The following is a 25,963-nucleotide window of genomic DNA, read 5'->3' as shown; positions in this document are numbered from 1 at the left end:
CGAGGCGAACGCGCGACCCCGACCGCCTTCCCCCCCCCACCGGGCCGGTGAGGAGGAGGACGCGGCGCTGACGGACGCGAGCCGCTGTTGAGGCATGAGAGGCCTACGCCGTACTCGTAGACTTACGGCATGGCATTCATGAGCACCCCGCACTGCTGCTTCCTGTGATCGGAAGGCGCTGAGGGCGATGCCGGACGGCGTCGCCCTCCTTGCTGTGCCTGCTGCATGAACCAAGTCCCCTCTGCCCATTACTTCCTGAGGCAGTGAGGCGCTGAGAGCGCAGGCACGATCCCTTCCCTTCGTCCTTTGCCAGGAGTGCCTCGTGCCCGTGCCGTTTCCCCCTGCCCTCGATCTGTCCCTCGACCTGCTGCGTTGCCCTGCGTGCCGTACGCGCCGCCTGCACCCCGACCGAGCTGCACTCCGTTGCCCGATGGGTCACAGCTTCGACATTGCCCGGCACGGCTATGCCGGCTTGCTGACCGGAACCCGCGCCACCAGCGGGGACGACGCAGCCATGGTCCAGGCCCGGGACCGGTTCCTGTCCACCGGCTCCTACGCGCCCCTCCGCGAAGTCGGGGCCCGCCTGGCGGCCGACGCCGTGTCCGGGCACGCCACGGTGGTGGATGTGGGGTGTGGCACGGGCTACTACCTGGCCGGCGTACTCGACCAGCTGCCCGGCGCCCGTGGTCTGGGGCTGGACACATCGGTGCGCGCACTGCGCCTGGCAGCCCGTGCCCACCACCGGGCCGCCGCGGTCGCCTGGGACGTCTTCCGCCCCTTCCCACTGGCCGACGGGGCGGCCGATGTCGTGCTGGACGTGTTCGCGCCACGCAACCCGGCCGAGTTCCACCGCGTACTGCGCCCGACCGGCCGGCTGATCGTGGTCCGACCCACCGGCAGGCATTTGGCCGAACTGCGGGGCCGAGTGGCTGCGATGGTCACGATCGACCCGGCCAAGGAACAGCGCCTGCACCGCGCGCTCACCCCCTTTTTCGAGGCCGTCGTCACCGAACAGGTGGAGTACTCCGCGACCCTGTCCAGGCCGGATGTGCTGGACCTGGTGGCGATGACGCCGAGTGCACGCCACGTGAGTCGTGCAGACCTGAACGGCGGCGGCACGCTGCCCGATCAGGTCACCGTCTCCGTGCTGGCCACCGCCTACCGGATTCGGTGACCGCGAGCGGGTGAATGCGCCTGCTGACCGACGAGCAGCGGGCACGCGTGGCGCCCTGCCTTCCCCGCGCTGAGGGGAAGGCAGGGCGTCCCTTCGCCGACCACCGTCGCATCGTCCCCGACAGACGGTGTGCAAGCGCCAAGACGGGGCTATCGGCCGAAGGCCCCCGGGACACGATCCTGGCCCAGCGTCTACCGCTCCGCAGCCGTGTCGGCGGTGATCATCGCAGGCGCGGCTGCCACCGACGTGGCCGGCCGCGTGCCGGATTCCCGGGAGAGCGAAGAAGCTGCCACTGTCGCACCTGGCGATTCCGTCCAGGTCGGCCCCCAGGTGGCGTTCCCGCTCTGCGTGATCCTCGGCGGGGTGTGCCACGTCGGCTCATCCGAGCGTTACGACGACCCCCTCGCCAGTCCACTCTTGAGGGGATCAAGGCTGGAGAAGAAGCGGTCCACCACATCGCTGTTCTCAGCAATTTCATGGACGGGCTCGCCTACTACCCGGCCGGCCAGTTCGGTGGCCAAGGACACCACATCTCCACGGAGTTCGGTCTCCGCGATGATGCGAGCGGCAGCGAGCTGTGCCTGTGCTTCAGCGATCATCAACTCGCGTTCCCGCAGGCCTTCGGCGCGGATTTCAGCAAGCAGCTGTGCGCCCTCTTCCAACGCCTGTTGACGCACCTGGGCCGCTTCGTGTCGGGCCTTGGCCAGGGCGGCGCGGTACATGGCAAGGACTTGGTAGGCCTCGATCTTCATCCGCTCGGCCCTGGCGATGTCACCGTCGAGAGCGTCGTGCCGATCCGCGAGAACCTTGTTGATGCGCGGGAGAAGAACCGTCGCCAGAGGTACGAAGACCGCGGTGAAGGCCACCAAGCACACAAGCATCGGCGCGAGCTCAGGTATCAGAACGTCCATGCCAAGACCCTAGGAGTTGGCCCAGGCACTGCCAAGAGCGTTCGCTCCCGAGCAAGCACGCAGCATCCCCCACCTTCACTGAAGGACGGGCCCCTTCGTCGTGTCGACGACGCACAGCAAAGTCTGAGTGGCGGGAAACTCGCCCGCTGCGGCGCCGGATTCCGGGGAGCAGGGCGGGCACGGCAAACGCTGGCAATCCCGGGTGGGTAGCTTGGGGCTGGAGGGGCACTCGGGGTGGCATGCACGGACAACATGCGCGTCCCACCAGCACCCTGTTCGACCATGCGCCTGCGGCGGGGACACCACCCGGCCCCGGCGCCAAGCACTCGCGCCGGCGCGGCCGGCTGACCCTGCGGCTGCGCCGCCGCCTTCTCGCCTACCGGGCGATCGATTTCCAGCCCGTGCACCTTTCGGGCGATCCAGAGCGCGGTGAGGAGTGTCTGCTCCTGGTGCACATCCGCAAGGTCGTCGGCCAGGTCCAGTACCGGATCTGCACGGAGTGCACCCAGGGCGTCATCACCGCCGTCGTCATCGACGAGCCCTTCCACAGCACGGGACTGAGCACCCGCGCGCTGTCCCACCTGCGCTCCCGCCATCCGGAACTCGCCTGGTTCAGCACCATGCGCCGACGCACCACCCGTGACCTCCTGCGCCGGATGCGCATCCCCACCGTCCTGTCACCCACACCCTGCTCGCACCCCCATGGTCACCAGACACCCTCGCGGGCGGCAGGCCCGGCACTCACCCACCGTTGACCCAGCACTCGGCAGGCACGCCCCGCCGGAGCGGCCACCCACGCAGCCCGGGGAGCAGCCGTGCGCTACCGGCGCCGTACAGCAGCCGCTTCGCACGCCTTGCTGAGGGCGGGGCGGAGTTCGAGGACCTGGTCGGCGCCCCTTAGGCCCAGGCGCGCTGGTACGCATCGGCGCGATGGCGCCTCCGTCTGACACCGAAGCTCTTTCGCCGGTCAGCGGATCTCGTTGCCGGGGTGCTCACTGTCGTACGTCTCGCGGGCACGCGCGATGTGGTCCTGGTGTGCGAGTGACCAGTCGGCGAGCGCCCTGACGAGGTGGGTCAGGCTCGTTCCCGTCTCGGTGAGCCGGTAGTCGACCTGGGCGGGCACGGTCGGGTACACGGTCCGGAGGACCAGGCCGTCCCGCTCCAGCCGGCGCACCGTCAGGGTCAGCATTCGCTGGGAGATCCCGTCGATGGCGCGCTGAAGTTGCCGGAAACGCCGTGGACCGCCCGCGAGTTCGACGACGACGAGGACCGACCACTTGTCACCGACCCGGTCGAGGACGTCGCGTATCCCGCAGTCGGGGTGGTCCTGCTGTCCGCAGGGTTCGAGTTCGGCGGGTTCGGCGGTTACCTCGGTGTGCGTTACTGACACGAAACTGCCTCCTTGTGGGTCGACCCGGACCGGCTGAGGATCTCACCGTAGTTACTGAACAGAACCACGGTAGGAGACAGAACCGTAATGATCATGGTCACCGGCGCGAACGGACAGCTCGCCTCTCTCGTGCTCCAGAAGTTGACCGAGCGCCACGTGCCCGCCGTGGGCGGCACTCGATCGCCCGCAGAAGGCCAGCGGCGGCTCGACTTCGACGACCCCACGAGCCTCGACCTCACCGGCGTTTCCACGCTGGTCCTCGTCTCGGCGGGGTACGCCGAGGACGACCGGGTCATCACCCGGCACCAGGCAGTTGTGGACGCCGCGGTGCGCGACGGAGTGAGCCACGTGGTGTACACCAGCCTGACCGGCGACGGTGACCACCTCGGCTTCGCCCTCGCCCATCGCGCCACCGAGCAACTGATCAAGGCCAGTGGACTTGGGTGGACGGTTCTGCGCAACGGGCTCTACGCCGAGCTCTTCGGGGCACTGCTGACCTGGACCGCTGACGGCGTGGAATCGGCGTTCGGTGACGGAGCGCTCGCCGCGGTGGCGCGGGCGGACCTGGCAGAGGCAGCAGCCGTCGCGGCCGGCAACCCGACCGCGCACGCCGGCAGGACCTATGAGCTGGTCGGCGAACCGGTCACCGCCGCCCGCGTCGCTGAATCCCTCGGAGTCGCGCATCGGACCATGGGGCTCGGGGAGTACCGGGCCCGACTGCGCGCCGACGACTCGCTACTGCCGTTCCAGCCGTCGATGCTCGCCTCGATAGCGACCAGCGTTCGCCACGGGTTCCTCAGCACCACGAGCCCCGACCTCGCCCAACTCATCGGCCGTCCGCTCACTGACCCGTTCACCGTCGCCACGGACACGGCGGCGGCGATGCGCCCCGACATCGGCTGACACGGGTGGTTCACCGCGATGCGCAACCGTACGTCGAAGGTAGCTGTCGCCAGATCGGACGCTGCCGCACCCGGTCGGCCGCGCGCATTGGCGTAGAGCGGTGCAATTCGTGAAGGGTGCCGTCGCCGACGCGACCAGCAGAACGGCTGCCGTCCTGACCGCGACCGCGACCTCCGGGGAGGGCGAGGTGGAGCCGAGGCACTGCGTGGTGCCGGTTGTGTTGGACAGGGGCGGGCCCGGCGCGTCCCCGAGCCCATGGCCACCACGCTGCGCCCGGCCGTACCCGGCCGACCTGCTCCCATTGCTGGAAGCGGGGGCGGCGGCTACCCGCGGGCGCCAGCCTGTCAGCGGGCCGGGTTGCGGGGGGCGTTGTGCCCCGTGGCGGGGGTGAGGACGATGACGGCGATGTCGTCGGTGAGCTGGGGAGTCCAGGCCGTGACGTCTGCCACCAGGTGGTGGACCAGGGCTTCGGGGCTGGTGACGGGGACGTTCGCCACGCGTTGGGCCAGCGGGTAGAACCTGCCGTCGGCGTCGCGGGCCTCGGTCAGGCCGTCCGTGTACAGGAGGAGCGCGGTGCCCGGCGGCAGGGGGACGGCCGCGGGTGCGGGGCCGTGTTCACCGTCCAGCATGCCGAATCCCAGGGGGAGCAGGGCGGGGAGTTCGACTTCGCGGGTGTGCCCGGGGGTCAGGGCCAGCGGGGCGAGGTGCCCGTGGTTGAGGGCGAGGGTGTGGTCGCCGTGGTCCGGGTGTTCCAGCAGGAGCGCGGTGGCGAAGAGCTCGGTGTCCCCGCGGGCGGTCGCGGCGCGCTGGAGCTGGCGGTCGAGGCGGGCGGCGAGCTCGGTCAGGTCGGGCGTCTCGTACGCCTGGCTGCGGAAGCAGCCGAGTACGTCCGTCACGGTCTGTACGGCCTGCAGTCCCTTGCCCCGGACGTCCCCGATGAGGAACCGGGTGCCGTAGGGGGTGTGGAGTGCCTCGAAGAAGTCGCCGCCGACGCCGGTGTCGGCGGTGGCGGGACGGTAGAGCCCGGCGATGCCGAGGGTGCCCAGGTGAGGGGGCAAGGGCCGTAGGACCGCCTCTTGGAGGGCTTCGGCGGCGGCTCGGGTGCGGGCGTACCGCTCCGCCTGTCTGCCCCGCGCCCAGACGGCCATGCCGACGATGACGCCGACGGTGAGGAAGGCGGTGATGGACAGGGGACGACGGGCGTGCTGCTCGTCGGCGATCACGGTCACCAGCAGGTACTGGGCAGCGGCGGCGGAGGCGACCGAGATCGCGACCGCGGAGCGTCCCAGGACCACGGCGGCCAGGGCGGTGGTGGTCACGGCGATCCACAGCACCTCGTACACGGCCGCCGCCCACTGCGGCGCGGAGAGCGCGGTCTCGTAGGGCAGGGCCGTGACCGCGGAGCCTCCCAGCACGATCGCCGCGGGATATGCGACGGCGCTGCTGCCGGCCGCCCGTGCCGGTGCCCGGATCAGGAATCCGGCCAGGCACGGGACCTGCGCGAGGACGGTGCCGAAGGCCATCAGCGCGGTGAGGGCGGTCGCCACCGCGGTCGCGGCGAGGGGACCCGTGGGGAGAGCTGTCAGGAAGGCCAGTGACACCGCGGCGAACGTAAGCCCCAGCGAGGCGCCCGTGGTCGCGGTGACCACCCGCTCGCGTGCGCACAGTCCCGCAGCGGCGAAGCCGACGCAGAAGCCGCCCAGTGCCACGGCACTGTGCACCTGCCCCGCGCCGCGCGCGGTGAGCAGTACGGGCACGACGGTCACCAGCGTGACCAGGAGGAACCCCAGAACCGCCCCGGCGACCGCCACCGGGAACACCCGCGGACCGTGGGAGTCCGCCGTAACGGGTTTCCGCCATCGGCCCGCGACATGGCGCGGAAGCCGCAGGACCTCCGCCTTCTCCGGGGTACAGCAGAGCGCCAGCAGCGTCAGGGCCGCACCGAGCAGTAGCGCCACCTGAAAGTCCGACCAGCCCCGCAGCGGGGTGGCCTGGAGGCCGCCCGCGACCACGATCAGAGCAATGGACGCGACCGGGTAGAACGGCAGGGACCGCGCCACCGGGCGGTCGGGGCGGTCCCGGGGGAGGAACCGGTGCGCGGCCCACCACAGGCCCACGGCCCCCACCAGGGGTACGGCCTGCACCGTCCGGCCGCCGTCCACCGTGGCACGCAGCAGCAGGCCCAGCAGCAGTACCGCCGCGGTCACCGCGAAGGCACTGCCGATCGCCCGGCCGATCCTTCCCGAGAGATGAAGCCTTCGTACCGAGGCCAACTGGGCGACGACCAGCCCCATGACGGAACCGACTTCCACGGCGCGCCCGGCCCAGTACGTCCAGGGGCCCGCCGCGCCCAGCAGGAGCAGACCTCCCGCAGTCGTTCCGGCCAGGGCGCCGAGCACGACCCGGCGTACTCCGTGCACATCCACGGCGCGGCCCGCCGCGAACAGGCCGGTCAGCGCGGCGACGACGCCCAGCACCTGGGCGATGTTCAGCTCGTGGTGCGTCATGCCGAGTTCGGCTCCGGCCTGGCTCACCATGGAGTTGTGCACGACCGGCACCAGTACGCCGAGGGCCGACCCGGCCCCCAGCACCAGCCGGACCGGTTCGTACCGCTGTGGCTTGTCGTGCACCGGACCGACTACCGGACTGACTTCGGACGCCCCGCCCGCACCTGTGGCCACCGCGGCCCTCTCTCTCGATGGTCCGTTCCAGGACTCCAGCAAGAGAGGGTAAATCTATTCAAATGCTCCCATGGGTATTGAAACGTTGGCGATACCTCGCGCTTGAGGGCTCGCGTTCTGATGACGTATCGACCTGACTATGAGCCTCGGCCTCCCACCGGGCCCGGGTGGCGGGACCGGGGCGCGGTTCGGCGCTCCGCGACCTGGCTCCCCCCAAGAACTGAACGAGCAGGGTCCGCACTCCTGTGGGGATATGGGTGCGCCGGGCCGTAGGCCGTCAGCCGTAGTGGCTGCGGGTGGCGGGTGGGAGTCGAGGCGGTGACACGACGTGCGTCGGCGAGGACGGCGTCCAGGACGCGGAGGACCTGGACGCGGTCGAGGGGACGAACCAACGCGAACGACCACGCCCCGGACGACCGTGCAGCGACATACGAGCCCGACAAGACCCGGCGGCCGACAGCCGGCTCAGAAACCGAAGGAGTTGTGCGGTTCGGGGTCGACGCGGAAGAGCCGGTTCAGCCGGGCGACCACATCGTCGGCGTGCGCCGTGATGCGACCCGCGTACGCCAGGTTCTGCGCCGACATGCCGCCGAGGTACAGCGAACTGAGTGCCGAGATGGTGATGGTCGCATCTGCCTGCTGGTCGGTGGCCACGCATGTCACCGATGTATCGCCTGCGCGAAGAAGCCACGTCCCGTTGTTTGCCGGGCACATGTGGTCGTCATCGATCGTGAACACCACCTCACCGACGGTGTCGTACGAGCGTTGCGTCAGGGCGCGGGGGATGTCGAGAAGGCGAGCCCACATGTTGTCGGACTGCCGGGTGATGCGCATCGCCCGCGGGTTCGCGAGCATCCACCGCAGCGGTTCGTCGCGCGGGCGGCCGGGCGCCACGATGGTTCTGGTGAGGTCGAAGTCGACCAGCAGACTCCACAACGCGCGATATGCGGTCGGATTCGTCGCCTCCAGCGCCTCGACAACGAGCGTTCCCGCGTTTGCGGCTGTCGAGGACCACGGCAGGCGGAAGTTGGCGATGCCGTCTACTTCACCGTGCTCGTCGCGGTGGGCGAGATACCGCAGGGGGCCCTTCGTGCCGTCCGCGTTGTCGGACAGGCTGTCCCAGCGCCCTGGCAGGGGGGTGAGCTCACCGGGACGTTGCACACGCACCTGTGCGTGCACCACGGGCCAGGACTGCGACGCCTGCGCGGCGTCGACCAGTTCCAGCGAACCCGGGTCGGGCGCTGCCGGAAGAAGGGCAGCGTCGTTACGGTCCAGCTCCCACCGCGCGCGGAAGGTAGCCGGCGAGAATCCGAACCGGCCGTAGATGCTGCCCTCGCTGGCGCTGAGCATCGCCAACGGCTCGCCCCGGTCCAGGGCGGCATCGAACATGGCCTGCATCATGCGCCGCAGGTAGCCGTGTCGCCGATGGGTTGCTATCACCCCGGTGGAAGTGACACCGGCGACCTTGACCGTCCCGCCACCGGGAACCGTCACGTCGAAGGAGATGGCGGCGGACGCGCCGACGCACGCGCCGTCTGCGAACGTCGCGATCGGGTGGAAGGTCTCGTCCTTGACGTCGGCTTCCGCCCACTCCTCCAGCTGCTCGGCGGTCGCCGGGGTGCGCTGCGGAGGCCACGGCTCCGGACCACCGTGCCACGCGGCAGCAGCCGGCTCCCACTGCGGCAACCCGTTCGCGAAGGGCAAGGCCCGGTAGTACGCGTGCATTTCGTCCCGCTGTGGTGGACGCACCTGAATAGCCATGACGGACAGTAGATCCACAACCATCGTCGGCAGACAACCAAATACTTGAGTACCTGTGGATGGTGCCTGCGACGACCGCTTCTGCTGAGGCACCAGCCACGTCACAGCAGGTCATCGCTCGAGGACTGGTTCAGCTGGACAGCTGAACCGATCGGATCGCAGCGTCGAAACCGGGTGCGGCCCTCATCGAACCGCGGTCTCCACTGGAGCGTCATCCGGCGAAGTCCGCGGCGAAGGCGGCTGTCCAGATGACCCTCAGCAGCACCGTACCGATCGCGGCGGGGACGACCGCGGCGAGCGGCGGCACCCTGCGTCCGCGCAGCACGGGGATCCAGCGCGGGAACACCTCGCCCCAGGCGGCGATCAACCGGACAGCGGTGAACGCCACCAACTCCGAGAAGAGCACACCCCATCCGGCGCGACGTGCGGGCCGCCGGATCGCCACGGCCCGTCCCGCAGTGGCGGCCACCAGTCCTTCAGCAGCGCCTCTTCGCCCAGCACCTGCTGGCAGCACCTGCTCGCCGATACCGTGCACCACCACGATCCGAGCCAGATCCTCTTCGGGGTGGAGAACTCGGCGGGCTTGGTCAGGGCGAGTCAGGACTTGTGCCGGCCGACGCTGTCGGTGGATACGTGATCGGTGCTGCGGTGTGGGGTCTGCTGGTCGGCGTGGCCCGGAGCGGGCGTCCGGGCCACGCTGGTGTGCGGGGGAAGGGGTCAGTCGGTGAGGACGGTGTCGCGCTTGTCGTACCAGGCCAGTGAGTCGCGGATGCCGTCGTGCAGGGTGCGCTGGGCTCGCCAGCCGAGGAGGTCGTGGGCGCGGGTGCTGCTGGTGTAGGCGCCGGCGGAGTCTCCAGGCCGGGCCGCGGTGGTCCGCGTGGGGAGCGTCTTGCCGGTGACCTCTTCGAACGCGGCGATCAGTTCGAGGACGGTGGTGCCGTCGCCGGTTCCCAGGTTGATGACCTGGGCGTACTCGTTGGCGGTGACCTTGTCGAACTGCTGGAGGGCGGCGACGTGGGCCAGGGCGAGGTCCCAGACGTGGACGTAGTCGCGGATGCCGGATCCGTCCCGGGTGGGCCAGTCGGTGCCGGTGATGGAGAAGGTGCCGCCGCTGTGGTGGGCGGTGATCATGGCGCCGAGGGCGTGGGTGGGTGTGCGGATCTGGAGCCCGGTGCGCAGCTGCGGGTCCGCGCCGATCGGGTTGAAGTAGCGCAGGGAGATGACGCTCAGGATCCCGGCGGCGGCTGTGTCGGCAAGGATCGTCTCGAACATGGCCTTGGTCGTCGCGTACGGACTCAGCGGGCGGATCGGCGAGGTCTCGTCCACTGCCGGGTGGCCGTCGGGGGCCTCGTAGATGGAGGCCGAGGAGGAGAACAGCAGCCGCTCGCACCCGTTGCGGGCCAGGTGCTGGAGGAACGCCACCCCTTTGCCGACGTTGGTGGCGTAGTAGCCGAGCGGGTCGGAAACGGAGTCGGGGACCACGATCAGCGCGGCGCAGTCGACGGCGGCGTCGATGTCGGGATGCTCGATGAAGATGCGGTCGAGGAGGTCACCGTCCGCGATGTCGCCCTCGTAGAAGGGCAGGTCGCGGGCGAACTCGCGGCGGCCGGCACTCAGATCGTCCAGGAGGACGACGTCCATGCCGGCGTCGGTGGCGGCGGACGCGATGGTGGAGCCGATGAACCCGGCCCCGCCCGCGATAAGGATCTTCATGGTGGTGGTGTCTTCCGCTCGGGGAGCAATGTGCAGTGGCGGCCCGGCTTCTGCCGTACGGACGTCGAACGGACGCCGGGCACGGCGCGCACTGTAGCGGGAGGCGGTACGTCGCCGGGTTGCGCATGCGTGGCCGTGGGCCTCGGCGGCCACCCGGAAACCGGCGGTGAGGACAACGAGATCCGGGGCGGCGGCCGAAGTGCTCAGAGCAGCAGCCCTGCCAGCGGAAGGGCTGCCGGTCGCCGTAGTGCAGCAACGGGAAACGGCCCGGTAGCTGGGCCTTGACAGGGTCTTCACGGGGAACGTGGTCGCGCGGCCGGGGCGTAGGGCCGGCACGCGCTGGCGGTCCACTCCTGTACGCCGCCTGTCAGGGCATGCGCCCCCGCGAGGGAGGCGCCGCAGGGATTGCCGACGGAAGTAGCCGTGGGCAGCGGAGGTGGGCGCGGGCGTAGGGCCACCTCCGCACCGGGTACTTTGCCTTGGACCTTGCCCTGCCCGCGACCTACGGCGATGCGGCACCGGTACGGGTCCCACGCGCTGCTGCGCTCGCGGTGATGGACCACGACCTGCAGGCCCTGCGCGGCGCCGACTGGGAACCCTTCGCGGCTCCCGAATCGTCCGGCACGCCCCTGCCGGAACCGGACGTGGAACCCGGGGAGGAAGCGGAGGCGATGGTGCGGGGCTTCGGCCTGGCGATGCTGGAGTTCGTCGCGACCGCGGCCCGCGACGAGAAGCTCATCGGCCTGCTGCGGGCGCGCGTCGAGGTCCTGCTGCAGGCTTACGGGCGGGCCGCAGCCGCCGGGCGGCCGGAAGGCGAGCATGTGCCCGTCGACGACATCGCACAGCTCATGACCGCGCTCGACCAGGGTGTCTCCGTACTGCGGCTCAGTGGCATCGCCGCTGTGGACGGCGCGCTGATGCGCACGGGACTGCGCCGTCTGCTCGACCCGGCGGGCGCCGCCGTCGAACCGTCACCGGTCCGAGGCGGACACGCCTCGCACATGCCGGATGTCGAGTGGGTGCGCAGCCTCACCCGGGACGCGCCGGACGCTTGAACCGACCCCTGTCGCCGGGCGGGCCGGAGCATTCGACCGCAATCCGGCTGATCTTCGGCGCAGCGTCATGCGCACCTTCGGCGGGCTGCGCAGACATCCGCCCCCCGGCTCGGGAACGTCGGGAGACGCCCTGGTTACGACCACCAGGCGATGTCCTGCCCCGGGGCGGTCGGGGCAAGAATCGCGGCCTCCCGCGGTTGATCACGCGGGAGGCCGGGGTCTCTCCTATGGGGCGTCAGGCGCTGTTTACTTTCCGCTGTGTTCGGCGAGGGTGTGCGCGACGAGCGCGTTGGCGTGGCCGTGGCCCATGCCGTGCTCGGTCTTGAGCCAGGTGACGAGTTCCATGTGCTTGGTCAGGGGTGAGGAGCGGATCAGGTCCTTCCACTCGTCGATCGGTCGGCCGTACTTCTTCTCGATGGAGGGGAAGTAGCTGGCGGGGCCCTTCACTGGTTCGGTCATGCTGCTGGATCCTGTCTGTTCGCGCTGGGTGATCGTGGATTGGCGTGTTGCCGGGAGTGGCGGGCAGGGGAGGCGGCGGCTACCGCCCTGCGGGGTTTGCCGTGGCCATCAGCCGGGCGGTGACCGCGGTGAGGCAGAGAAGGCCGAGTCCGGCTCCGGCGGTGAAGGCCAGGACGGTGGCGGACGAGCCGGCGAATCCCGCGAGGATTCCCGCCGGTGCGATGCGGGTGGCGATGGCCCACCCGCGGCGGTTCTGGGCGGCGAAGTGGCGGGCCAGTACGAGGAACGCTGCGCAGAGTGCCAGGTAGCCCACCATGCCGCTGAGCATGTGGAGGGCGCCGTGCGTACTCATGGACGCGGTGCTTGCCTCGGGGGCGCCGACGGGAAACCCGGCACCCGGATCGGCCGCGAAGGCGCCGGCGAGCAGGAACGAGGCACCGAACACGCCGATCAGCCGCGGCGCCCAGGTGCCGCCGGGCGCGTCGCGCAGCGCCTGGCGCATCCCGACCGCGCCGGCGATGACCAGGACGCCCGTGAGTACGAAGGCGGTGACCTGGATCCATCCGAGGCCGCCGAGGCTCAGCTGGCTGAGGGCGTTGCGGGTGAAGTCGAAGCCGTCGCGGGTGAGGCCCTGCAGCAGGCCCGCGCCCAGGAACAGCGGGCCTGCCACGGCGGCGCCTGCCAGCAGGGCCTGCGGCGTCGGCAGGGCCGGGGCGGACACGGTGATCGGGGCACTGAGGGTCTGGGTCATGTGATGTCTTCCTCGACGGAGAGAGCCAATGCCGGAACTAGACGGTGTGGTACTGCCTGGAACTGGACGGTACAGTACTCACATAAAAACTGGACTGTCCAGTACTGATTCGGGAGGCGGCATGGAAGCGAGCGAGCACGGCCGGTCGGCGCTCAAGCGCCAGGCGATCATGGAGGCCGCGACCAGCGCGTTCATGAGCAAGGGCTACTCGGGTACGAGCATGGACGACATCGCCAAGTTGGCCGCGGTGTCCAAGCAGACCGTCTACAAGCACTTCTCCGACAAGGAGAAGCTGTTCGCCGAGATCGTCCTGGCCACCACCGACCGCATCGACGGCATGGTCGACCTGGTCGCCGACATCCCGGCGGACGCCGACACGCTGGAGGAGAACCTGGCGAGCCTGGCCCGCCAGTTCCTGGCCGCACTCACCCAGCCCCAGGTCCTGCAACTGCGGCGCCTGGTCATCGCCAACGCGGACGCCTTCCCCGAACTGGGCGCCAACTGGTACGAGCAGGGCTTCGAACGGGTCCTGGTCACTCTGGCGGACACCTTCCAGCGCCTTGCCGACCACAAACTGCTCCGCTGCGACGAACCGCTGCTCGCCGCCAATCACTTCTCCGGCCTGCTGCTGTGGATCCCCGTGAACAAGGCAATGTTCCACGGCAGCCCCCAGCACACCGAGGCCGAACTCGACCACTACGCCACCGCCGGCGTCCGGGCCTTCCTCGCCGCCTACCGCTGACCGCCACCGCCACCGGCACACCGCACCCGACACACTCGTGAAGAGGCCAAATGACCTGGTCCGAGCGCACCGTTGTGCGCGACGGCGTACGCATCTCCTGCCGCGACTGGGGCGGGTCGCAGCCACCCGTCGTCCTGCTGCACGGACTGGCCGGCCACGCGGGCGAATGGGACGTGATCGCGCGACACCTGAGCTCCCGGCACCGTGTCGTCGCAGTCGACCAGCGCGGCCATGGCGCCAGTGAGCGGCACCCCCACGACCGCTCCCGCGCCGCGTACGTCGCCGACGTCGTCGCGGTCCTCGACCAGCTGGGCCTCCAGCAGCCTGTCCTGATCGGCCAGTCGCTCGGCGGCCACACCGCCATGCTCACCGCCGCCGCGCATCCCGACCTCGTCCACGCGCTCGTACTCATCGAGGCCGGACCCGGCGGGCCGAGCCCGGACGTGCCCGCCGAGATCGGCAGTTGGCTCGACTCGTGGCCGGCCCCGTTCCCATCGCGAGAGGCCGCCGCCGAATTCCTCGGCGGCGGCCCGGTCGGCGAGGGCTGGGCCGCCGGACTGGAGGACCGTAACGGCGCATGGTGGCCGCGGTTCGACCGCCAGGTGATGGTCGACTCCCTGGCCGAGAACGCCCGGCGTTCCTACTGGGACGAGTGGGCAAGCATCACCTGCCCGACGCTGGCCGTCCTCGGCCAGTCCGGCATCATCGCCCCGGAGGAATCCGCCGGAATGCTCCACCGGCGGCCCCAGACGGTGGCCATCAGCGTTCCCGGGGCGGGACACGACCTCCACCTGGAACGCCCCGGCCTCCTGCAAGCCGCGCTAGATCGGTTCCTCCGGGAAACCACCGAGCCACCTGGCGTCGGTCAGGTGTAACCACGAAGGCTCATGCATAGGTGTAGAAGGGAGTGTGGTCCAACATGCTCTGCGGGGTGGTGCCGGTCCACGGAGGCATGGGGTCGTTCAGATCGATCACATCGGCCGTCCCTCCGGCCGGGAGGTACTTGTCACTGGTGGGGTGCAACGCGTGCCAGTCCGCCCAGAGTTTGTCGACGAACGCGTGGTGCAGCCAGAACACGGGGTCGTTCGGGGAGACGCTCGACTCCATCTGGCCCCAGACCCACGTGTGTACGCGGTTGTGCATGCTCATGTATCCCGATGAGCCTTCGAGCGTGGCACGGAAGCCCGCCGAGCCGTCGCGCCACGGCGCGGAGTCGTAGGTGGGAATGGCGAGAGCGGCGTCGACTTCGGCCCGGGTCGGGAGCGTGGGGATGCGGTAGCCCAGGTTGCGGGCGAGGAAGGGGCGGCTGTCGACCTGGATCGTGATCGGCCACTTGCCGGCGGAGTAGGCGAAGGGCCCGTCCATCACCTGGTCGTCCAGAGCCCGTCCGGTGCCGCCGAGGAGGTCGGGGCCCCAGACCGAGGAGGCGACGGTGTTGTCGGCGGTCCAGTCCCAGTAGGGGATCGACACCGACGGGTCGATCTTCTGGAGTTCGCTCTCGAAGTCGATGAGGAACTTGCGGTGCCACGGCAGGAACGACGGTCCGAAGTGGCCCACGTAGACCCCGGTGTTCATGTCCAGGGCGAAGCGGAGACGGTGAGCGGCGACGAACTCGTCGTACTTGCCTATGCGTTTGACCTCCAGTACGGCGTCGACGAACGCCTTCTTCTCGGCGCTCGTGAGGTCTGCCTGGTTCTTGCGTACGGTCATTGCGGCTGCTCCCGGTTCAGGCGGTGGGGGTGAAGGGGACGACGGAGGCGCCCTTGAGGGAGATGACCGCGGTGCGTGCGGCGTCGAGCGGGGTCGAGAACCGTTCGTAGTGGTTGATCGCGCTGCTCCAGCCACTGTTCTCGTGATGCATCACATGGAGATCCCGGCCGTCGATCTGGACCCGGTAGCCGCCGTGCGCGCCGTGCCCGGACCCGTGTGCGTGGGCGACCGGCTGGCCTTGGATGCGGCGGCCCTGGAAGACCTCGTCGAACGACGTGGGATCGCCGTTCTCGCCGGGCGGGGCGGGCTTGCTGTTGCTCTCGGCCGGCGCGGTGGCCGCCCAGACCGTGGCCATGCCGGTGAGTACGATGCCGGTCCCGGCGCCGGTGCCGACGACGGCTTTCATGGCCTGACGACGGGTAATTCTGGACATGACAGGAAACCCCTAGGAGCACGACTGCGAAGGCGTTGGATGTGGCGGAAGCGCCGTGGTCATACCTACACGGAGGATGATCATCCGCAGTAGGGGGACTTGTTCGGTTGGCTGCGATACGGACAGGTATCGCCGTGCCGGACCGTGGTCACCGACTTCGATCCAGCCATCACCGAACACTCGCCGCGCACAGAAGAGGGGATTCCCTTGTGAGTGTGGGTGTCCAGTGAAGATCTTTCAGGAATTCACCCACTCCCGCAGGGAATGCGCGGGGTGGAACTGTGGCCGAAAACGGAAGTGCCCACTTGCCCGGTACGCCCGATTCATCGCTTCTGGCTGGCTGGTAGTGGGCGCAGGTGCGGGACCACGGGCAGTTGGTGCCTCTGCCGGTCTAGAAAGTCACACCCTGGAACAGGGGCAACGTGACCGTGGTCGAGTGCGCCGAAGCTGCTGCTGGAGTACGCGCTGAAGGGCGGGGCGGGCCTTGGTCGGCGCGAGTTGGTTTCCTCGACAGCCGCTGCGTGCCGACGGAGGCGGGCAGGGGTACCGGGCCGCCTCACGATCGGAACGTGGAGCAGCCAGGGCCGATCCTCAGCCGCCCTGCTGCGACGGCCCCTTGAGGAACTCTTCGAGCAGCGCCTCCGGAGTGCGCGAGGAGACACTGTCCCTGATTTCGTCGTAGAGGGTGTCTCCCAGCGCGGTCCTGGCACTCTGTTCGGTCCGCTCACGCAGCGACCACACCTCCGGAGTGCCCTTCTGGGGGTGCCCGACCGACTCCCAGAAGCGGGAACCGGCTCCGCTCGCGCGAGCGGACAGAGCGGTGTCCCCCAGCTCGGCGGTGGCTGCCGCCAGCATGTCCAGGCCGAGTGCGATGCCGTAGCGGTCGCCGATCGAAGCCTTCGCGCGCAGCATGTGCCTGGCGTGGGCGACTCCGTCCGCGGGCCGGTCCTCGAACAGGGCGATCACCGCGAGTTGGTACTCGCAGTACGAGCGCGTCCAGTGTTCCCCCGCGCCGAGACACCAATCGCGTAATTCCTCGGCATCGGTGCGCGCCGCGCGCAGGTCCCCGACACCTGTCATGGCGAAGATCGCCAGCAGTCGGCACAGCGTCCCCGCCTCCCTCGTACCGGGGTCCTCGGTCTCGTCCGGTTCGTCGGCCAGACCGTCCTCGGCCGCGGCCCAGGCTGCGAGCGGCCGGCCCCGCAGGAGGTGGGTCAGACCCTTCAGGTAGGCGGCCCGGAGCTTCCCCGCCGTGTCCCCGTGGACCTGCGCGGCCTCCAGGCTCTCCTGCGCAAGGAGCAGGCCCGTCGTGTGGTCCTCCTGCAACGTGTGGGCGAACCCGAGCGCCCACAGGGCGAGGGCGTCCTCCGGGCCCTGCTTCTCGGAGAGTTCCAGGGCGCGTTCCAGATACGACCGGGTCTCGTGCAGGTGCCCGGTGCAGTTCCAGAAGAGGGCGAGCCGCCCGGCCATCCCCAGAGCTGCCTGCGGATCGTGGTCCAGCAGGTGGTCGAGTGCGGCGCAGAGATCCGGATAGGCCCGCTCGACCGCTCGGTACGCCTCGCTCTGCGCCCCGCCGGGCCACCGTTCGTGGGCCCGGCGGGCGAAGTCCGCGAAGTACGCGGCGTGGCGCGCCCGTAGCTCGCCCTTCATTCCCAGCTCGGCCAGCCACATGCCCCCGTACTCCCGAATGGTGTCCAGCATCCGGTAGCGGCCGTCGGGCTCGGCCAGAAGCACGGATTTGCGGGCCAGGCCCGCCAGCGCCACCGATACGTCGTCGCCGTTCAGCGGCCCGCCGGAGCACACGGCTCGTGCGGCCGTCACCTCGATCGGACCGCGCAGGACCGACGCACGCGCCCAGACGAGGCGCTCCTGCGGGGTGCACAGCTCATGACTCCACCCGATAGCGGTATGCAGGCCGACGTGCCGGGGTGGGCCCATGTCGGGTGAGGCGGAGGGAAGCCGCGCTTCGGTGCCCGGAGAGGGCAGCGTGAGGAGCGCGCGCCCGGCCAGTTCCGTCACCGGCGCGTGGGGCAACTGCGACGCCGCCAGTTCGAGTGCGAGCGGAATGCCTTCCAGGCGCCTGCACAGCGCGACCGCGGCGTCCTTCTCCCGTGGGCCTGTCAGGGGCCGGCCCGCCGCGGCTGCGCGCTGCGAGAAGAGGTCGAGCGCTGCCCCGTCGTAGGGAAGCGAGGACAGGCGGACCAACTCCTCGCCGAGCAGCCCCAGAGGCTCACGGCTCGTCACCAGCACCGAGACACCCGGGCACCTCGTGAGCAACTGCGCGGCCAGCTGCCGGCACTCCAGCAGCAGGTGCTCGCAGGAGTCCAGTACGAGCAGCAGGGACGCGTGCGCCAATCGGTCGCACAGAGCCGCGAGCGGGGGCCGGGCCGCGTGGTTGGCGAACCCCACGGCATCCGCGACGAGATCCGTCAGGCGCCTGCCGTTGCGGATCGTCCACAGCGGCACCCACGCCGTGCTGAGCCCTTTCGCAGCCGCGCCGGTCGCATGACGCAGGGCCAGGCGGGACTTGCCGACGCCGCCCCAGCCGGTGAGCGTGACGAGCCGGTGACGGCTCAGCAAGTCCGCGAGCGAGGCGAGTTCTTCGCTGCGACCGACGAGCACGGACAGCTCGGCGGGAATGTTCTTGAGCACTCCGACAGTCTGACGGTACGAACCGCCGCTGTAGTACGGCACGGACGTACCGGGTGGCGCTCGTCCAGCCGCAGGGCCGGCCACTGACTGGGTATCGAGTCTGCCGGGGCACCGGTCGTCGTTCCGGTGGAGGGGCAGGTCCTCCGCGTCTCAGGCGTGCCGTTGCCGACCGAGCTGAGCTGTGGACGTACGGGGTTTCGAGTGCGGACGTCGGAAGTACGGCCCGAGGCACATTCCGCACGACGATTCGCGACCACTCTGTACGGGCGGCCTGCTCGCGCCCGTGGCTGAACTCTCCAACTGGCTCCCACCACAGCCATGTTGGACAGAACTCGCCGCCGTATGGACCCGGCGGACCGAAGTTCGCTGTCCCCCTTGACGGCTAACACCGTTAGCCATAGCTTGGCGGCAAGCGGCTAACAGCGTTAGCCATGTTGATTGGTTGTCATGGGAAAGCACCGCAGTGAGCACCACCACAGCCAGCCCCTTGCACGGCGAACTCCTGTCCCGGGCCCTCCGAAAGCGTGGGAGGAACCACTGCTCCCCTTGTTGACGCCGGCGGCGTGCCGCGTGAAGCGCACCGCGGGCATGCGCTGCCGAGGGCTCGGCTCCCCGGTCCCGACACCCGTACGTACACCGACTTCCGACGCCGGACCCCGCACCCGCGGGGCAATCGCGCGAACGGCGCGCCATGGCTGATCGCGCGCAGCAGATCATGTCCGCAGCCCGGGAGTTGCTCGACGCGGAAGGGCCGGACGCGTTGTCGATGCGGCGCATCGCCGAGCGTGTCGGCATCCGGGCGCCTTCCTTGTACAAGCACTTCCCGGACAAGGCCGCTGTCGAGGCCGGGCTCCAAGTGCAGGGGATGACCCGCCTGGCAGAGGTGATGGAGGCCGCCGAAGCCGAGATCGGCGCCGACCCGCCCCTGCTTGTGCTCGCTCGCGCCTACCGGCGTCACGCGCTCGCCGGTCCGCACCTCTACCGCATCACCCACAGTCGGCCGCTCGCCCGCACCGCGCTCCCCGAAGGACTCGAAGACCGGTCGGCGCTGCCGCTGGCCCGTGCGGTGCACGGCGACATCGACACGGCGCGCTCGTTCTGGGCGTTCGCCCACGGCATGGTCGTGCTCGAACTCGACGGCCGCTTCCCGCCCGGCGCGGACCTGGACGCGGCCTGGCGCACCGGCTGCGAGGCGTTCGCCCAGGCAGTCCGGAACAAGCCCCGGGGAGACACCGCATGACCGCCCGTGCCGAGGGGCCGCTCCCGATTCCGCCGCCCGCACCGCCGGCCGCGTACACGCTGCAGTACAACTCCTCGCAATCGCCGCCGGAACGTCAGCAGGGCACGGACAGGAATCCCGTCATCAGTCGTCTCGCCAAGAGAGAGCAGGAGTGATCTTGTGACATCCCCTACGGTCCAGGGAGCCACCCGGAGTTCGGCCTCGGGTTTAGCCCGCGGTGCCTGGGCGCTGCTCGGCGCGTTTCTGCTGTTCTGGGTCGTGTTGGAGATGGTCAACCACGGTGGCGGGACGATTCCGCTGGGGATCGTGGGCGTCTTCGCTCCTGACCTGACGCTCCTCATCGGACCGTCGGGGACGCACGAGCCGGGGCAGCTCACCCGCGGCCGGGTGCCCGGCTACAACCTGGTCCACCGGCCGATCGCGCCTCTTCTGTGGCTCGTGGTCTGCGTTCTGCTGCCCGATGCGCCTGGCACGGCGCTGTTCACCTTCGGACTCGCCTGGCTGCTGCACATCTCCCTCGACCGCGCGCTCGGCTATGGACTTCGTACTGCCGACGGCTGGCAGCGCTGAGCGACGGCCGAGCGGCCCGCACCTCCGGCCGTGGTACCCGAAGGCCGCCACGACCTCGACCAAGGCTCTCGACCATGGATTTCGCTTGCCCTGCCGGTGGGCTCGCGGCCGGACCTTCACCCGGTCTGATCGACGTGGCGAGGATCCACCGTCGCGTCGTCTCGTATGTCAACGCGTACCAACCGATTGCCACTTGCTCCGCACGTTCATCCGTACTCCCGTCCTCACATACGCGAGTACGCCAACAGTGGTGTGCGGCGGGAAGGTGGTGGGGGAGGCGTGTAGTTGTTGCGTGCACGTCATCCTGTGTTGTCCGTGGTGTGCCAGGGTCCGGTCAGCGTTCGTGCCGACCGGACCCGGCCCTGTGCCGGGCATCGTGAGAGGACCCCACCCACATGTCCCGTCGCAGTATCCGACTCAGCACCGCGGTGCCCGCGGTCGCGGCCCTCGCCCTCCTGATCGCCGCCGCTCCTTCCTCCGCCCGTCCCGCCGACTCCGCCCGAATACCGGTGGCCGACTCCCTGGACGGGTACTACGCGGCGGCGGAGGGGAAGAACGGCGCAGCCCTGAAGGCCGCGCTCCACTCGATCATCAGCACCCAGACCAAGGTCAGCTACGACCAGGTGTGGGAAGCACTGAAGAACACCGACCAGGACCCCGCGAACAGCGCCAACGTGATCGAGCTGTACACGGGGAAGTCCCTCGCCAAGACGCGCAACGGGGGCAACAGCGGCGACTGGAACCGCGAGCACGTCTGGGCCAAGTCCCACGGCGACTTCGGCACCTCGACCGGGCCCGGCACGGACCTGCACCACCTGCGGCCCGAGGACGTCACGGTCAACAGCATCCGCGGCAACAAGGACTTCGACAACGGCGGCGGCGCCGTGCCCGGGGCGAGCGGCAACTACACCGACAGCGACAGCTTCGAGCCGCGCGACGCCGTGAAGGGAGACGTGGCGCGGATGATCCTGTACATGGCGGTCCGCTACGACGGCGGCGACGGGTTCGCGGACCTGGAGCCCAACGACCGCGTGGGCAACGGGTCCCTGCCCGCGATCGGCCGGCTGTCCGTACTGAAGCAGTGGTCGCTCCAGGACCCGCCCAGCGCCTTCGAGCAGCGCCGCAACGAAGTCATCTACAGCACCTACCAGCACAACCGGAACCCGTTTGTCGACCACCCGGAGTGGGTCGAGAACATCTGGTGAACGGGCCCAGGGGCAGGTGAGAGGTCGGCCGGGAGCGGAGTCCCGCCAACCCGTGCCTCACCCCGCCCCGGTGCCTCACCCCGCCGATCCGCGATTCACCCTGCCCGCCGCCTGTTCGCCGCAGCACGGCGCGGGCGGGGTGAACGGTGCGGTCGGCCGCGCCGTACGGTGCGACACCTGAGGCCGGGTGCCGGTCCGGGCTGCCGGGCGGGAGCGGCCGTCGGCTTCGCCGGAACCCGGGCCGTACGTGTCCCCTTCAGCTTCAGCGGAGCGCGCTCAGGCGCTGCCAGTCGGTCCACGCGAGGTTCCACTGGCCGAAGCCGTTGCCGGGTGCGACGACCCCCTTGGTGTCCTTGCCGCTGATCTCGAACGGGTCGCCCGCCCGCACCTGCCCGTAGAACCAGGCCGCGTCCGCGTCGCTCATCCCTATGCAGCCGGAACTGCGGTTGGCCCGGCCGAAGTACGGGGAGTTCCAGGGGGCGGCATGGGCGTACATGCCCGACCAGGTGAGCCGCATCGAGTAGTCGACCATCTTGTCGTACGCGTCGCGCAGGCCCACCGTCTCGGAGTTCATGTTGATGGTGCCCTCCTTCGCCATCAGGACGGCGGTCCCGCGCCAGGAACGCTTCTCGCCGCCGGGTGTGCCGCCGGAGACCGGAATACGCCGCACCGTCCGACCGTCGCGCACAAGGGTGAGGCGATGGCTGTCGAGGTCCACCTCGACCACCTGGCGGGCGCCGATGGTGAAGGTGGTGGTGTAGTCGCGGACGAACGATCCGCTGCCGGAATCGGTCCCGTTCAGTTCGGCGTTCACGGTGACCCTGGTGCCGGGCCGCCAGTAGTCCTTGGGCCGCCAGTCCACCCGGTCCCTGCCCGACCAGTCGCGCATCCAGCCCCAGGAGCCCTCGGTGGGGTTCGACGTGGTGATCTTCAACTGCTTCTCCACCTCGGCGCGGTTCTTCACGGGACGGTCGAAGACGAGCGAGACCGGCTGGGCCACACCGACGGTGGTGCCGGTGCCCGGCCGCCAGTCGACCTTGTTCACCAGGGTCGCCGGAGCGGTGGTGAAGGAGGACCGGCTGGTGCCGGCGGTGCCGCCGGGGCTTTGGGTCGCCGCCGCGACCGTGTAGGCCGTCCCGGGCGCGGCCTTGCGCCGGGAGGTCCAGGTGCGGCCGTCGGGGGCGAGCTGCCCGGCGAGTCTTCCTCCCTTCTCGTCGGTGACGGTCACCGAGGTGAGGCGTCCGTCCGTCGCGGTGACGCTCACCGGCTGTCCCGCTCGGGCCCGCTGCCCGTTGGGGACGACCTGCACGGTGACGGGCCGGTCGGCGCTCTTCGTCCGGGTGCCCGTGGCCGCGTCCGCCCCGGCCGGAGCGGGTCCGGCTGAGCAGGCGGCCACGAGCGGTGCGAGCAGGAGCGCGGCGACGACGGTACGTATCGGGTGGTGGGCGAGGACAGGTGTGCGGGGCAACGGGACCTCCGTGGCGGGACGGGCGGGGAGAGGGGCGGCAAGGTCGCTGCCGACGGCCCGATTGGCGACTGTAGAACCGGACAGGGGCAGGTCAGGGCCTTCGCGGCAATGTGACGGCGACTGGTGAGCAACGGTCATGGTCCGGTCACATTCGTCGTACGGGCCGGTCATGGGCGGCTGTGAGCATCTGCGGCGACCCCGGAGAAGTCCGGGGAGATGGAGAGGCCCCGACCGTGACCGCACTGCTCGTTCCGCCCTCGCCCGCGTCCCCCCACGAGGAGGGTGGAGGGGCTCTCGGACTGGCCCCGATCACCGCCGGGACCTACCGCGCCTTCCTCGCCTCCCACCACGGGACGAACCTCGGCGCCGCCTTCCTCCAGTGCCCGTCCTGGGCCGACGTCAAGGAGGGATGGCACTCCCTGCTGCTCGGCTGGGGGCCCGATCCGCGGGCAGGCCGGCTGAGCGGGGTGGCGCTGGTGCTGCTGCGGCAACTCCCCGGCACGCGCAAGTACTTCGCGTACCTCCCCGAGGGTCCCGTCGCCGACTGGGCCGCCCCGGACATCGACAGCTGGCTCGGCCCGCTCCTGGAACACCTGCGCGCCGCGGGCGCCTTCGCCGTACGCATCGGCCCCTCCCCGGCGTACCGGCGCTGGGACGCGGCCCTGCTGAAGTCGTTCAGCCACCCGGGCAGACGCCTCGGCGACGTCCTGGCCAGCGAGGTCGACCCGCTGGGCGCCGCCGTGGGCGAGCGGCTGCGCGCCCGGGGCTGGCAGCGCTGCGGCGACGACTCCTCGGGCGGCGACGGTGACGCCCAGCCGCGCCACGTCTTCCGCGTACCGCTGGCCGGGCGCAGCGCCGAGGACCTGTGGTCCGGGCTCAACCAGGAGTGGCGGCGAAACGTCCGGCGTGCGCGCAAGGAAGGGGTGGAAGTGGTCGTGGGCAGCGCGGCCGACCTGCCCGAGTTCTACCGGCTGCTGCGGATCACCGAGGAGCGCGACGGGTTCCGGCTCGGCCGCTCGCTCACGTACTACGAACGCCAGTACGCGGCGCTCAACGCCGAGGAGCCGGGCCGGATGAAGCTCTACCTGGCCCGTCACGGCGGGGAGGTCCTCGCCGCCCACACCATGATCACGGTGGGCCGCAGGGCCTGGTACCAGACCGGTGCCTCCGCCGACCACCGCCGCGAGGTGCGCCCCTCCAACGCCCTCCAGTGGCAGATGCTGCTGGACGCCCACTCCAGGGGCGCTGACGTCTACGACATGCGCGGGGTACCCTCCACCCTTGATCCCGACGAACGTGCGTACGGACTGCTGAGGTGGAAGCTCGGCACCGGCGGACAGGTCGTCGAGACATTGGGGGAATGGGAGAGACCTTTGGACGGCACGGCCAACCGGACGCTTTACCGCGCCTTCCAGGCGTACCTGAACCGCCGGTGAGGCCGTCGGCGAAGGAGACGTCCCGCACGCCCCACGAAAACCCCGGTCCGGGGGACCACCCGGAAGCCGGTGGGGAGAGCCGCCCCGCGGTCGTTCCCGCCGGGGCGCCCGCGGCACCCTCGGCGGCGCGCAGCAGCGTCGTCATGGCCGCGGGCTCCCTGGTGTCCCGGGGCACCGGCTTCGTACGGTCCGCCGTCGTCGCCGCGGCGATCGGCACGATCGGAACCGTCCCCGACGGATACGCGGTCGGCAACGTGCTGCCCACTATCGTCTACATGCTGCTCCTCGGCGGCGCGCTGAACGCCGTCTTCGTGCCCGAACTCGTCAGGGCGGCGAAGGAGCACGCCGACGGCGGCGCCGCCTACACCGACCGGCTCGTCACGCTCTGCGTCCTGGCCCTGCTGACGATCACCGCGGTCGCGGTGTGGGCCGCGCCCGCGATCATCGGCGCCTACACCGACTACACCGGCGAGCAGGCAGCGATGACCATCGCCCTCGCCCGCTACTGCCTGCCGCAGATCTTCTTCCTCGGCGTGTTCACCCTGCTGGGACAGGTGCTCAACGCGCGCGGCCGGTTCGGCGCCATGATGTGGGCCCCGGTGCTCAACAACGTGGTCGTCATCGCCGTGTTCGGCCTGTACCTGGCCCTGTTCACAAGCGGCGGGGACACCCTCACCGCGTCCGGGACCGCCCTGCTCGGCTGGGGCACCACCGCCGGCATCATCGTGCAGACCCTCACGCTCCTGCCCGTGCTGCGCGCGGCCCGCTTCCGCTGGCGCCCCCGCTTCGACTGGCGGGGCAGCGGACTGACCCGCCCCCTGCGGGCGGCCGGATGGCTGGTGCTCCTCGTCCTGGCCAACCAGGCCGCGTACTGGGTCACGACCCGGCTGGCCACCACCGCGGGCCTCGACGGCGGCCCCGGCTACGGCGCGTACAACAACGCCTATGCCCTGTGGGTCGTTCCGCACGGAATCGTCACGGTCTCGCTGCTGACCGCGCTGATGCCCCGGATGAGCGCGGCGGCGGCCGACGCCGATACCGCGGCCCTGCGGCGGGACGTCTCGTCCGCGCTGCGCTCCTCGGCCGCCGCGATGGTGCCGGCCGCCTGCGCGCTGTTCGCCCTGGCCCACCCGGTGATGGCAGTCGTCTTCGGCCACGGCAGGACGAGCGCGAGCGACACCGCCGCCATGGCCGGAATCCTGATGGCGTTCGCCCCCGGACTCCTCGCCATGTCCGGCCAGTACGTGCTCTCGCGCACCCTGTACGCGCTCGGCGACACCCGTACGCCCTTCCTGCTCAACCTGGTGATCGTCGCGCTCAACGCGGGCCTGTCCCTGGCCGCGGCCCAGCTCCTGCCCGCCCGCTGGGCGGTCACCGGGATGGCGGCGGCCTACTCGCTGGCGCTCTTCGCGGGCTGGGTGCTGACGGGCCTGGTGCTCGGCCGCCGGCTGGAGGTGGCCCGGCCGTGGCGTTCCTCCGCCGTCGCGGCGCAGGCCCGGCTGCTGGTCGCCGCCGTCCCCGCCACCGTGCTGGCCCACCTCGCGGTGTCCGGGGCCTCGCGCGCGGGAGCCCCGGCCGCGGCGGCGGCCGGAGCGGTCGTCATCGTGCTCACCTTCGCGCTGCTCGCGCGGCCGTTGCGGCTGACCGAACTCGACTCCCTGATCTCCGGCGCACGTCGGCGACTGCGCCGCCGCTGAAGGAACGCCGGC

24 protein-coding genes and 1 pseudogene are annotated in these 25,963 nt (G+C 70.4%); 13 read left to right on the top strand and 12 right to left on the bottom strand.

Going from position 1 to position 25,963, the window contains the following annotated elements:
- The first annotated feature begins 322 nt into the window (after nt 1-322).
- Together ACFYVL_RS00895 and ACFYVL_RS00890 are read left to right on the top strand one after the other, a co-directional pair.
- On the top strand, nt 323-1,174 hold the full coding sequence (locus tag ACFYVL_RS00895; protein ID WP_389240359.1) for a methyltransferase domain-containing protein: 852 nt from the start codon (nt 323-325) through the stop codon (nt 1,172-1,174).
- A 14-nt stretch (nt 1,175-1,188) separates the two neighbouring features.
- Nucleotides 1,189-1,290 (top strand): annotated as a pseudogene (locus tag ACFYVL_RS00890) (IS5/IS1182 family transposase); the annotation flags it as partial.
- 273 nt (nt 1,291-1,563) lie between these two features.
- Here the strand turns inward: ACFYVL_RS00890 and atpF are convergent.
- Nucleotides 1,564-2,085 (bottom strand): F0F1 ATP synthase subunit B, encoded by a 522-nt coding sequence (atpF, locus tag ACFYVL_RS00885; RefSeq protein ID WP_389240357.1) that lies wholly within the window; start codon nt 2,083-2,085, stop codon nt 1,564-1,566.
- A gap of 239 nt (nt 2,086-2,324) precedes the next feature.
- Between atpF and ACFYVL_RS00880 the strand changes: the two genes are divergently transcribed.
- Entirely contained in the window at nt 2,325-2,840 is a 516-nt protein-coding gene (locus tag ACFYVL_RS00880; protein ID WP_389240355.1) for a hypothetical protein, read from the top strand.
- A 212-nt stretch (nt 2,841-3,052) separates the two neighbouring features.
- Here the strand turns inward: ACFYVL_RS00880 and ACFYVL_RS00875 are convergent, their stop codons facing one another.
- Nucleotides 3,053-3,475, bottom strand: coding sequence for a winged helix-turn-helix transcriptional regulator (locus tag ACFYVL_RS00875; RefSeq protein WP_389240353.1), 423 nt, complete (start codon nt 3,473-3,475; stop codon nt 3,053-3,055).
- An 87-nt stretch (nt 3,476-3,562) separates the two neighbouring features.
- Between ACFYVL_RS00875 and ACFYVL_RS00870 the strand changes: the two genes are divergently transcribed.
- Nucleotides 3,563-4,378 carry an NAD(P)H-binding protein gene (locus ACFYVL_RS00870; RefSeq protein ID WP_389240351.1) on the top strand — a complete coding sequence of 272 codons (816 nt, stop codon included), beginning with the start codon at nt 3,563-3,565 and terminating at the stop codon, nt 4,376-4,378.
- 344 nt (nt 4,379-4,722) lie between these two features.
- On the opposite strand, the gene ACFYVL_RS00865 is transcribed toward ACFYVL_RS00870, so the two are convergent.
- From ACFYVL_RS00865 to galE, 4 genes are all read right to left on the bottom strand, one after another.
- Nucleotides 4,723-7,008, bottom strand: coding sequence for a PP2C family protein-serine/threonine phosphatase (locus ACFYVL_RS00865; protein ID WP_389240349.1), 2,286 nt, complete (start codon nt 7,006-7,008; stop codon nt 4,723-4,725).
- A gap of 516 nt (nt 7,009-7,524) precedes the next feature.
- Nucleotides 7,525-8,820 carry a GNAT family N-acetyltransferase gene (locus tag ACFYVL_RS00860; protein ID WP_389240348.1) on the bottom strand — a complete coding sequence of 432 codons (1,296 nt, stop codon included), beginning with the start codon at nt 8,818-8,820 and terminating at the stop codon, nt 7,525-7,527.
- A 211-nt stretch (nt 8,821-9,031) separates the two neighbouring features.
- On the bottom strand, nt 9,032-9,289 hold the full coding sequence (locus tag ACFYVL_RS00855) for a hypothetical protein (protein ID WP_389240346.1): 258 nt from the start codon (nt 9,287-9,289) through the stop codon (nt 9,032-9,034).
- A gap of 248 nt (nt 9,290-9,537) precedes the next feature.
- Complete coding sequence (galE, locus tag ACFYVL_RS00850) at nt 9,538-10,533, bottom strand: UDP-glucose 4-epimerase GalE (RefSeq protein ID WP_389240344.1); 996 nt, start codon at nt 10,531-10,533, stop codon at nt 9,538-9,540.
- 554 nt (nt 10,534-11,087) lie between these two features.
- On the opposite strand from galE, the gene ACFYVL_RS00845 reads away from it, so the two are divergent.
- Entirely contained in the window at nt 11,088-11,588 is a 501-nt protein-coding gene (locus tag ACFYVL_RS00845; protein ID WP_389240342.1) for a hypothetical protein, read from the top strand.
- 246 nt (nt 11,589-11,834) lie between these two features.
- Here the strand turns inward: ACFYVL_RS00845 and ACFYVL_RS00840 are convergent, their stop codons facing one another.
- Both ACFYVL_RS00840 and ACFYVL_RS00835 read right to left on the bottom strand, forming a co-directional pair.
- Nucleotides 11,835-12,047, bottom strand: a complete 213-nt coding sequence (locus ACFYVL_RS00840) for a DUF4287 domain-containing protein (RefSeq protein WP_389240341.1) — start codon at nt 12,045-12,047, stop codon at nt 11,835-11,837.
- A 79-nt stretch (nt 12,048-12,126) separates the two neighbouring features.
- Nucleotides 12,127-12,798, bottom strand: coding sequence for a DUF998 domain-containing protein (locus tag ACFYVL_RS00835; RefSeq protein ID WP_389240339.1), 672 nt, complete (start codon nt 12,796-12,798; stop codon nt 12,127-12,129).
- A 121-nt stretch (nt 12,799-12,919) separates the two neighbouring features.
- Here ACFYVL_RS00835 and ACFYVL_RS00830 point away from each other — a divergent pair, with 121 nt between their 5' ends.
- Both ACFYVL_RS00830 and ACFYVL_RS00825 read left to right on the top strand, forming a co-directional pair.
- Nucleotides 12,920-13,540 carry a TetR/AcrR family transcriptional regulator gene (locus ACFYVL_RS00830; protein WP_389240337.1) on the top strand — a complete coding sequence of 207 codons (621 nt, stop codon included), beginning with the start codon at nt 12,920-12,922 and terminating at the stop codon, nt 13,538-13,540.
- Nucleotides 13,541-13,590: 50 nt separating this feature from the next.
- Nucleotides 13,591-14,415 (top strand): alpha/beta fold hydrolase, encoded by an 825-nt coding sequence (locus tag ACFYVL_RS00825; RefSeq protein ID WP_389240335.1) that lies wholly within the window; start codon nt 13,591-13,593, stop codon nt 14,413-14,415.
- 10 nt (nt 14,416-14,425) lie between these two features.
- Here the strand turns inward: ACFYVL_RS00825 and ACFYVL_RS00820 are convergent, their stop codons facing one another.
- The 3 genes from ACFYVL_RS00820 to ACFYVL_RS00810 all read right to left on the bottom strand — a co-directional run bounded on the left by ACFYVL_RS00820 (nt 14,426) and on the right by ACFYVL_RS00810 (nt 18,335).
- Entirely contained in the window at nt 14,426-15,250 is an 825-nt protein-coding gene (locus tag ACFYVL_RS00820) for a tyrosinase family protein (protein WP_389240333.1), read from the bottom strand.
- A 16-nt stretch (nt 15,251-15,266) separates the two neighbouring features.
- Nucleotides 15,267-15,683, bottom strand: a complete 417-nt coding sequence (locus tag ACFYVL_RS00815; RefSeq protein WP_389240331.1) for a tyrosinase cofactor — start codon at nt 15,681-15,683, stop codon at nt 15,267-15,269.
- Nucleotides 15,684-16,274: 591 nt separating this feature from the next.
- Entirely contained in the window at nt 16,275-18,335 is a 2,061-nt protein-coding gene (locus ACFYVL_RS00810) for an ATP-binding protein (RefSeq protein WP_389240329.1), read from the bottom strand.
- A 691-nt stretch (nt 18,336-19,026) separates the two neighbouring features.
- On the opposite strand from ACFYVL_RS00810, the gene ACFYVL_RS00805 reads away from it, so the two are divergent.
- The 4 genes from ACFYVL_RS00805 to ACFYVL_RS00790 all read left to right on the top strand — a co-directional run bounded on the left by ACFYVL_RS00805 (nt 19,027) and on the right by ACFYVL_RS00790 (nt 21,350).
- Entirely contained in the window at nt 19,027-19,575 is a 549-nt protein-coding gene (locus ACFYVL_RS00805) for a TetR/AcrR family transcriptional regulator (protein ID WP_389240327.1), read from the top strand.
- Complete coding sequence (locus tag ACFYVL_RS00800) at nt 19,572-19,730, top strand: hypothetical protein (protein WP_389240326.1); 159 nt, start codon at nt 19,572-19,574, stop codon at nt 19,728-19,730. Before ACFYVL_RS00805 ends, ACFYVL_RS00800 begins: the two co-directional genes overlap by 4 nt.
- Nucleotides 19,731-19,842: 112 nt before the next feature.
- Nucleotides 19,843-20,145 carry a DUF4260 family protein gene (locus tag ACFYVL_RS00795; protein WP_389241289.1) on the top strand — a complete coding sequence of 101 codons (303 nt, stop codon included), beginning with the start codon at nt 19,843-19,845 and terminating at the stop codon, nt 20,143-20,145.
- A 395-nt stretch (nt 20,146-20,540) separates the two neighbouring features.
- On the top strand, nt 20,541-21,350 hold the full coding sequence (locus ACFYVL_RS00790) for an endonuclease I family protein (RefSeq protein WP_389240324.1): 810 nt from the start codon (nt 20,541-20,543) through the stop codon (nt 21,348-21,350).
- Between the two features lie 262 nt (nt 21,351-21,612).
- Here ACFYVL_RS00790 and ACFYVL_RS00785 read toward each other — a convergent pair whose 3' ends face one another.
- Nucleotides 21,613-22,818: an Ig-like domain-containing protein gene (locus ACFYVL_RS00785; RefSeq protein WP_389240322.1), complete on the bottom strand. Its 1,206-nt coding sequence runs from the start codon at nt 22,816-22,818 to the stop codon at nt 21,613-21,615.
- A 233-nt stretch (nt 22,819-23,051) separates the two neighbouring features.
- Here ACFYVL_RS00785 and ACFYVL_RS00780 point away from each other — a divergent pair, with 233 nt between their 5' ends.
- The gene (locus ACFYVL_RS00780) at nt 23,052-24,254 is read left to right on the top strand and encodes a lipid II:glycine glycyltransferase FemX (protein WP_389240320.1); all 1,203 of its coding nucleotides are present in this window, start codon (nt 23,052-23,054) and stop codon (nt 24,252-24,254) included.
- The gene (gene murJ / locus ACFYVL_RS00775) at nt 24,179-25,951 is read left to right on the top strand and encodes a murein biosynthesis integral membrane protein MurJ (protein WP_389240318.1); all 1,773 of its coding nucleotides are present in this window, start codon (nt 24,179-24,181) and stop codon (nt 25,949-25,951) included. Before ACFYVL_RS00780 ends, murJ begins: the two co-directional genes overlap by 76 nt.
- Nucleotides 25,952-25,963 lie beyond the last annotated feature (12 nt).

Origin of the sequence: Streptomyces sp. NPDC004111, assembly GCF_042874215.1 — a bacterium.
In the GTDB taxonomy this organism is placed as follows: Bacteria; Actinomycetota; Actinomycetes; order Streptomycetales; family Streptomycetaceae; genus Streptomyces.
The sequence above is the reverse complement of the archived record's forward strand: the minus strand, read 5'-3'. Positions and strand labels throughout refer to the sequence as shown.

Bases quoted from the DNA above. Each gene is read 5' to 3' on its own strand.
- ACFYVL_RS00790 (WP_389240324.1), top strand. From the start codon at position 20,541: ATGTCCCGTCGCAGTATCCGACTCAGCACCGCGGTGCCCGCGGTCGCG.
- ACFYVL_RS00830 (WP_389240337.1), top strand. From the start codon at position 12,920: ATGGAAGCGAGCGAGCACGGCCGGTCGGCGCTCAAGCGCCAGGCGATC.
- ACFYVL_RS00800 (WP_389240326.1), top strand. From the start codon at position 19,572: ATGACCGCCCGTGCCGAGGGGCCGCTCCCGATTCCGCCGCCCGCACCG.
- ACFYVL_RS00870 (WP_389240351.1), top strand. From the start codon at position 3,563: ATGATCATGGTCACCGGCGCGAACGGACAGCTCGCCTCTCTCGTGCTC.
- murJ (WP_389240318.1), top strand. From the start codon at position 24,179: ATGGGAGAGACCTTTGGACGGCACGGCCAACCGGACGCTTTACCGCGC.
- ACFYVL_RS00795 (WP_389241289.1), top strand. From the start codon at position 19,843: ATGGTCAACCACGGTGGCGGGACGATTCCGCTGGGGATCGTGGGCGTC.
- ACFYVL_RS00805 (WP_389240327.1), top strand. From the start codon at position 19,027: ATGGCTGATCGCGCGCAGCAGATCATGTCCGCAGCCCGGGAGTTGCTC.
- ACFYVL_RS00820 (WP_389240333.1), bottom strand. From the start codon at position 15,250: ATGACCGTACGCAAGAACCAGGCAGACCTCACGAGCGCCGAGAAGAAG.
- ACFYVL_RS00845 (WP_389240342.1), top strand. From the start codon at position 11,088: ATGGACCACGACCTGCAGGCCCTGCGCGGCGCCGACTGGGAACCCTTC.
- atpF (WP_389240357.1), bottom strand. From the start codon at position 2,085: ATGGACGTTCTGATACCTGAGCTCGCGCCGATGCTTGTGTGCTTGGTG.
- ACFYVL_RS00880 (WP_389240355.1), top strand. From the start codon at position 2,325: ATGCACGGACAACATGCGCGTCCCACCAGCACCCTGTTCGACCATGCG.
- ACFYVL_RS00825 (WP_389240335.1), top strand. From the start codon at position 13,591: ATGACCTGGTCCGAGCGCACCGTTGTGCGCGACGGCGTACGCATCTCC.
- ACFYVL_RS00835 (WP_389240339.1), bottom strand. From the start codon at position 12,798: ATGACCCAGACCCTCAGTGCCCCGATCACCGTGTCCGCCCCGGCCCTG.
- ACFYVL_RS00860 (WP_389240348.1), bottom strand. From the start codon at position 8,820: ATGGCTATTCAGGTGCGTCCACCACAGCGGGACGAAATGCACGCGTAC.
- ACFYVL_RS00815 (WP_389240331.1), bottom strand. From the start codon at position 15,683: ATGTCCAGAATTACCCGTCGTCAGGCCATGAAAGCCGTCGTCGGCACC.
- ACFYVL_RS00840 (WP_389240341.1), bottom strand. From the start codon at position 12,047: ATGACCGAACCAGTGAAGGGCCCCGCCAGCTACTTCCCCTCCATCGAG.
- galE (WP_389240344.1), bottom strand. From the start codon at position 10,533: ATGAAGATCCTTATCGCGGGCGGGGCCGGGTTCATCGGCTCCACCATC.